A 7,708-nucleotide genomic window follows, 5' to 3' on the forward strand; every position below is an offset into this window, starting at 1 on the left:
ATGTAATATTTACTTCTATTTCAGATGTGCTATTTTCTCATAATCGCTCAGCACGCGCTGTGCATTCAAAATTGCGTCGTGTCGTTTAAGAACAAACTCCCTATTTTTCAAACCGATGTCTGCGAGGTCATCCCTTTGTGCGTAAAGTTTTCGCAACACTTCGCCGAGCGTGGCCTTCGTCGCCTGAGAAAAAGGCGGTCGTTGCATCCCCGAAAGTTTCACATAACCGTCGTCGAAAGATACCACCACCGGCTTTCCATACGAGGCCGCCTCAACCGATACGACACAGTACCAACCGATCTGAACATGATCGATAACGACGTCAGCTTTCGACATTTCATTGAGCGCCTGCTCGTGCGTAGCATTTTCGACAAGCCTGAAATCGATGTCCAATCCTTCGGAAACCAGTGAATTGCACGTTTCGATAATCGACTCCGTACCCTTTGTCGAGCGTCTGCTTGGAGCGTGGACGATTCTCATCGGTAGCTGATTACTCGGCGGAATGAGCGGATTGGCCTCGATTCCCCACACACTCTGAGGCAAGAGCATCGCCCCGGGCACCGCAGGTAATAAATCGGGAGTAGTCACATAGACGAGATCCGCATATTTCATCGCTTCATCGAAGCGCCCTTGCCTGTTGTTCAGCAAACAAACAGGGGCCGAGCACGGCCAAGGACAACCGCCCTCTTGTAGATTGCGCACCTCACAACCATGATAGGTGACGGCGATGGTCTGCCCGCGCCTATGAGCCGTCTTCATATCCATCAACATGAACGGACCGTTGCCGTAATCCAATATCGAGTGACCGGTGTGAAAATGAACGACATCGTATTGTGCCATTTCTTTTCTCACAAAACGCCACTTTTTATATTGCCGGGCGAGAGAATTACAGTCTTTGAACGTCAAATCTATATCGCCGGAATTCACGAATATATTTTCGGAAATGGTAGCAAGATGAGCATCCACACCGATTGCGCGCAGCCCTTTAACGAGACTCCAGGCGTCGCTGGCTAAATTGAGAGGAGTATGCAGCACCTTCATTATAGATTCTCCTCATCAAAAACGTTCTCGTAAAGATTAGCAATACTTTGTATGTGCAGTGGCCCGCAATATTTCTTAGCGGCGCTATAAGCATTGAGCTTCTTCTGGGAAAGGCTACCTTCATCTTTTAACAACAATAGATCCCTGCGTATGGTATCAGCGCTTTCAGGGTCAATAAACACCCCGAAAGAGTCAAACTCAGGGAAAGAGGAAAATACTTTTGTTTTAGTCATCGCAGGAATGAGACCAGCAGAAATATATTCAAAAAATTTATTTGGTAATGCACCTTGCATTTGCTCATTGTAAATCTGGGGGCAAAAAATTCCGACATCATAATCGGCGATAGAATCACTGACTTCGTCTTGAGGAACCATGGGCAAAACCGATATTTTATCATGCAAGCCACGCACATTAATTTCATCTTTGAACCATTTTTCGAGCGCTCCCTCGCCTTGAAAAACAAGCTCTACACCTTTCAGCGCTGCTACTGCATCGAAAATATTCTTTAGATTTCGTTGCGCTTGAAAATAGCCAAGGCACACAATCTTCAACGGCGAATGGACAGCAGTCGGATGCTTAGCAAAAGTGAAGGGCGCATTAAAAATTACGGCTGGTTCTTTCACCAGTCCAAGCGCAGTTTGGTACTGCGATGCCAAATAATGAGAAACTGTAATAAAGACCTTTGCATCTTTTGCAAACTTTCGTTCAGACTGCCGCAAAAATAAACGTTCTGCGGACGTGAGCCTATATGCTCGATCCTTCGAGTGATCAGGCCAGTATTCGTATGCTTCGTAAACAAACGGAATAGCAAGATTTTTGGCGGCAATCGCACAACCCTCTAAAACGTTTGCGTTAACAGCGCATATGCAGTCGAGCGATTCATTGGTTAAATCTTCTGCGACTTTGCTCGTCCCGAATAAGCCGTTTTTCTTTTGCAAAACTAATGTTTGAATTCTCTTTATCGTAAAATTTTCAAGTATCCGAAACGGCCGTAACTTGATTTTGCTCGGTACCGCCGCCGCAGGATTATGATATTCAACTTGGAATGATTCCCCTGCATAACTTTTTCTTGAATATGTGTACGATATTATTTTTACGTACGCTCCCGCGCACGATAGCGCGCGAGCCGTCTTAATACTCCGTCCATCGACGATTCCGTAGACCACGATGCATATTTTTTTACCGCTAATTTGCATTATTCTCCTCTATCTTGCATGCAAGTGAATTGTATAGAGCCGTTAGCTTCTCAGCCTGACGTGGCCAGACAAATTTTTCAGCCGCCTTCAAGCTTGCTTTCTTCATATTGAAAATTCTATCGGGCTCAGAAACTAACCCCAATAATACCTCGGCAGTGTGATTAACGCCTTTCTGTTCATAAGTCATGCCGCAACCGTTCTCATCAATTATCTCTTTGATCGGAGGCAAGTCAGTCGATGCTATTGCCAACCCGGCGCACATATAGTCAAAAAGTTTATTGGGAAGCGTATTCTTAAAGTTCTCGTCGATACCTATGGAGTTTATGATACCGACATCATAATGCGAAGCAGACGCTACAACATCCAAAGGTCCGCAAGGTGGAATAAGACAAACTGTTTCTTCAAGCTTCATCTCTTTGATAAGACGCTTATATGCGTCTTCGTCTTGTCCCCATCCCTGTAGCGTGAGCGTAGCCTTACCTCTCAATTTATCCATAGCTTTTATAAGCTGAATATTATTTCTATCGGTGGCGAAATAACCCTGAAAGAACAACTTCGGCAGCCGAGCAACCAGAGATGCCGTGTCCACGATATGAGTACCTCCGTTATAGACCACTACCGGCTCGATATCGCTTTGGTACTTTTGCGTGAGCACGCGCCCGATTGCCGGACTCACGGTAATAAACGCATCGATTTTGGGAAATACCTCGGATTCAACCTCAGCGAACTGTGACCGCAAGATAGGATCGAGAAAACGTAACTCAAGATATATCTCGTGTGAATCATAGATCAATTTTGCGCCGGTAGATTTCGCCACATTATAGCCTGCCCAGAGAGTATCTAAATCGTGACAATGAATAATATCCGGATTTGCAACCAAAGCGACAGATACCATCTCGGGTTTCGCGACGATATCAGGAAATCGAGCATTCTCTCGATAAATCTTACCGAACTGTCTTTGGCGGTACCTTGTGACAGTGAGATTCACGAGCACGCGCACGGGGTACCAAATATCTTCTTGGCCCAAGCGCGGACAAAGTGTTTTTCCTTTATACATCGATTCTATAAGAACAAGTTTATAATCAGCATCAACCAAATCTTCAGGAATATTCTTACCAATCCCGACAACAGTCAGATTAAAACCGGCATCAGACACAGCCTGCGCTTCTTTACGGACTCGTGCGTCAATCTCCAAGTTATTGCTAATGAGCATCACAACTTTTATGTCACTATTTTTCCTCATCGGAAATACCATGCCAACCTATCTTTTTACATTTTTCTAAATGATATTCAATTCGCTCGACGGTCTTACTCTGTCCTTTTTTTTGCGCAACTGCTTTATATACTCTCAATATTTCGGGAGTTGTAGCTTCAATTGAATGAACTTTATATGCATATTCCGGTCCACGCTTCGCTCGAAGTGTTCGTTCCTCTGAATCGTCAATTAAATACAATAGGACATCTTTTATCGTTAATGGGGTCGCTGACATTATTGGCAAATCATGTGGATACGCCTCTTGCAATTCCGGACACACATTTGCAACAACTGCCACGCCCGACGCCATAGCTTCAACCGAGAAAACCCCATAATCGCCACAGAGCAATTGGTCGATAGCAATATCTGCACCACGCATACCGTCCAGTACTTCTTCGTGTGTCATATCGGTAAGCAGTTTAAATTCAATATCCCTAATTTTTTTAATTTCTTCTATTGCCTGTAAAACATATTTCGTGCCTTTTTTCTGCGGGGAAGACGGACCGTGAACGATAACAACCCTCTCTCGTTTGGCGTAATCCACACGTGGCTCTATGGCAGAAACATCTACGCTACGTTCCATTAAAAATGCCCGATTCTTATTTTTCTCTTCAACTGATGGGAGCATACCGTATCCCATTGCAAAGAAATTGCCCGCTTCAGCAAACTCCCTTTGTGTAGTCTCCGCAAGAATGTTGAATTCATCCATTCGGTCTGAGTCGAATGACTCCATCCACCAGGGATTTGATTCCGACCATTTAATATTATTTAGAAAATCCATTCCGTGGAACTGAGCGACAACGGGTTTATTCAACAACCGAAGTAAGAAAAAATCAATATCTTTAAATATCCCATACCGGTGCCAGCAACGCTGCGAATATTGCCAATGTACGATATCTGCCCATTTAATGAGTTTGAAATAATACCTAAAATATTGATATGTCTGTTTAATGTAAAGTGGATATCCCTTAAGTCTATTAACTGGATTTCGCACAGGAATGTAATCGATTCGCTCTTGCTCCCAGTTATCAACTCCTTGAGGCGAAATGAGGAGCTTCTTTACATCAATACCCACTTCTTTTTGTCCGACGATCATATTGTCCATAATCCAACGGATATTGATCGGAAGGTGCAGCACATGCAGCGGTCGATCAATTTTCGGAAAACTACTTTCCGCCATTATCTAAACCCATAGCCTTTCCGCATACCTCAGCTAACGTATTTACCTGCTCTTCAAAGGAATATAAACGCGCAAACACAAGAGATTCCTTTTTCATTTCATCTAATACATCTCTGTTATCAATAAACCATTGCAGCGTCGTCTGTAAATCAGCTACCGATTCCGGGTTGAAATAGCGCGCACAATCGAACCCCTCCAGTATTCGCCGTTGGGCGGGATAATCCGAAGCAGCCATGGCCAAACCGGCGGAGCCGTAAGTAAAAAGCTTATTTGGCAAAGATAATCTTGTGCTCGCGCTTTCTCTGCCACCAACAATCGCGGATATTGAAATAAGCCCTACATCATATTTTCCAGCCTCATAAACAACATCATTATGAGAACATGGACCCAACAAATGGATATCGTTCGCCCTTGGGTTTTTCTTGATTTCCACAAGAAGCGCTTGCCAGTACTCCTGGACAAAAGCTTTCCCTTGTATCGTCAGAGATGCACTTCCCCTCGTTTTACCAAAAGCCTCAATAAGAGCCTCTATATTGTATGTGGGGCGCAAGTAACTTTGAAAATAAAACTTCACTTCTGCGCCCGTATTCCGAATATCCTCCACAGTCGAAGAAGCCACGTTATAAACAACAGCTGGTTTCTTGCACCCATAATAATCGACATAACCTTGCGCTATTTCATCGCCGACAACGATTACTTCGCTCGCGCATTTTTGAACAACTTCTTTTTCCAATTTAAATAACTTGTCATCTTTCCGACTTCGATGATACGAATGGTTTTTTAATTCCGCCGGAAAGTACTCATATGATTCATAGACAATAGGTTTATCTGTCAACTCCTTCAAATGAACCGCTTGTTTAAGCATATCCACATTGATGAAGTAGTATAAATCGACGTTCAATCCGACGGCAATCTCAGCCATACCGTACCAGTGATTAAGATGGATTTGAATCAATTCCTGGACGCGTAGTATTGTCGAATTCCATAACACCCGTAAAAGCCAAATCCTATTATTAGAAGGATGACAAATGTTAAGCTTTATCGGATAACAAAGCACCCGGCACGGAGCATCCACCCGCCCCCTTTCTGGGTTCTCATCATAAGACAGCACGGTTACCTCAGCTCCAGCCGAGGAAAGCGCTAAAACTGTTTTTCGCAATCGAAAGTCAGAATCCGGTGCACTCGGGTGAAGTATGCAAATACTTTTTCCTTTTAACGATATATCGCCCTTATAATCCATGCTCTCCAACTACTCCAGAAATAAGTAAAAACCGATGCCCTTAACCAACAGATAATCCCGATTATGCCAAGGCACGGTTTCGGAATTCGTCCCAACTGCGCCGATGCCTATTCCACAGGCCAGTCGGCTGTAGCTGGCCATGAAGCTTCACTCCCATAGGCTACCGATTGGGCTGGTGCTACTTTTTGAAGCCCAAGTCTCGCCTTGTCTCGTCGACACCAATCATAGTTTTGAACAAGTTTATATATTCAGGCACTACGTTCTCCTTGCTCCACTTCCGCTGAGCATAATCAAAAGCACGCGTGCCGATGACCCTGCGTAGGTCCTCATTCCCCATTAGAGTGCACACCTGCTCCGCAAGAACATTCATGTTGCCGTCAGCACAAATAATAATCTCATTCTCACGCAGATACTTTTCAAAAGACAATTCATAGGAAATATAAGGAGTTTTCGCAATACTCGCTTCAATCAATGTTCCGGGCACTCCTTCCGAAATTGATGTGGATACAACGATGCTGGCCTCATTATACAGAGCGGCGATTTCTGTCCTGCTTGCAGCAAAAACAAACTCAAGATTCTCAATAGTCATCGCTTCGGCAATAATCTCACGGTGCAATGCTCTATCGGCGGCAGGACAAACCATTTTGAATTGAAATTGTGAAAGCACCTTTGCAAGTTCGAGAAAAATCCAAGGCCTCTTCACCGGGTCACAGCGTCCTATCCATAGAATCGTGTCACCATTATTAAACGGAAGCACGTCGAAATCCGGAGATAGCGAATTGATGATAACTGAGTCTATTCCAAAGTGATCTCTTAAACAAAGCACCTGAGTTTCATTTTGTGAAGTAACATAATCAGCCGTTTTGATTCTCTCCTCAACCATCGAAATCCACTCAGGTGGCAACAGCCCAGACCCATCAACCAGCGAATCACCGTTAATACGATATATGGTTTTTACGCCTTTATTTTGGGCAATTTGCATAAGTCGAACATCTTCCATCTGACTTGCGATTAAAAATGCCGGACCATTGTGATAGCTGAAAATCTTGTTTTCTCGCGCTTTGTTTATCCAGCGAGACAAAATTGGAATTCCATGACGAATCGAATCCATGACCTGTACGATTTTAATTCCATGCGACTCGACGGACGGAGACGTTTTCTTTGTAAGAATTATTATGTCGATATCGCCACTCTGGATAAATGCCTTAGCAAGATTGTACATCTGCACCTCAGCACCGCCGTAGTTTTCAATACTCTCTTGTTTTGTAAACAAGCCGACAGATCTTTCATTTGCAAAATAGACCGTGAAATGTGATGGCGATGCGAATTCTGACATTTGCGAAAGGCTCCAAATCTAATCATCCACTAAATATCGAGTTTTTCAGGACTGTGTCTGTCCATCGGCCCCTATAAGTTGACTATTGAAGAGGTGAGCGTACGCTCCGCCTGCCCTCACAAGCTCCTCATGCTTTCCCCGCTCGACGATTTGCCCATCGCTGACCACCAAAAGCTGATCGGCGGCAACAACTGTCGCAAGACGATGAGCGATAACGATTAACGTCTTCACACCATGAAGATCATTAAGCGTCTTTTGAATATAGCCTTCCGACTCAGAATCAAGAGCGCTTGTCGGTTCATCAAAAACCAAAATATCTGCGTCCTCTAAAAGAACGCGCGCCATTGCTATCCTTTGTCGTTCACCGCCGGAAAAACGCACCCCGCGATCACCGAGCTTAGATTCAAGCCCATTAGGGAGATCATAAACAAACATCGCATAGGCCTTCTCCAAGGCCACG

At 44.2% G+C, this 7,708-nt stretch carries 7 protein-coding genes; all 7 read right to left on the reverse strand.

Annotated elements, in window-relative coordinates; genetic code table 11:
- Positions 1-15: 15 nt before the first annotated feature.
- Complete coding sequence (locus JJE36_01005; protein MBK5210898.1) at positions 16-1,041, reverse strand: glycosyltransferase; 1,026 nt, start codon at positions 1,039-1,041, stop codon at positions 16-18.
- A complete protein-coding gene (locus tag JJE36_01010; protein ID MBK5210899.1) occupies positions 1,041-2,237 on the reverse strand; it encodes a glycosyltransferase in 1,197 nt (398 codons plus the stop codon). The genes JJE36_01005 and JJE36_01010 overlap by 1 nt, the downstream gene beginning before the upstream one ends.
- Positions 2,227-3,492 (reverse strand): glycosyltransferase family 4 protein, encoded by a 1,266-nt coding sequence (locus JJE36_01015; GenBank protein MBK5210900.1) that lies wholly within the window; start codon positions 3,490-3,492, stop codon positions 2,227-2,229. Before JJE36_01015 ends, JJE36_01010 begins: the two co-directional genes overlap by 11 nt.
- Positions 3,467-4,672 (reverse strand): glycosyltransferase, encoded by a 1,206-nt coding sequence (locus JJE36_01020; GenBank protein MBK5210901.1) that lies wholly within the window; start codon positions 4,670-4,672, stop codon positions 3,467-3,469. The genes JJE36_01015 and JJE36_01020 overlap by 26 nt, the downstream gene beginning before the upstream one ends.
- A complete protein-coding gene (locus JJE36_01025) occupies positions 4,659-5,912 on the reverse strand; it encodes a hypothetical protein (GenBank protein ID MBK5210902.1) in 1,254 nt (417 codons plus the stop codon). The genes JJE36_01020 and JJE36_01025 overlap by 14 nt, the downstream gene beginning before the upstream one ends.
- 178 nt (positions 5,913-6,090) lie before the next feature.
- Complete coding sequence (locus JJE36_01030; protein ID MBK5210903.1) at positions 6,091-7,248, reverse strand: glycosyltransferase family 4 protein; 1,158 nt, start codon at positions 7,246-7,248, stop codon at positions 6,091-6,093.
- A 45-nt stretch (positions 7,249-7,293) separates the two neighbouring features.
- Positions 7,294-7,683 (reverse strand): ATP-binding cassette domain-containing protein, encoded by a 390-nt coding sequence (locus tag JJE36_01035; protein ID MBK5210904.1) that lies wholly within the window; start codon positions 7,681-7,683, stop codon positions 7,294-7,296.
- Between the last annotated feature and the right edge of the window lie 25 nt (positions 7,684-7,708).

The sequence above is a fragment of the Coriobacteriia bacterium genome (assembly GCA_016649875.1).
Taxonomy (GTDB): domain Bacteria; phylum Actinomycetota; class Coriobacteriia; order WRKU01; family JAENWW01; genus JAENWW01.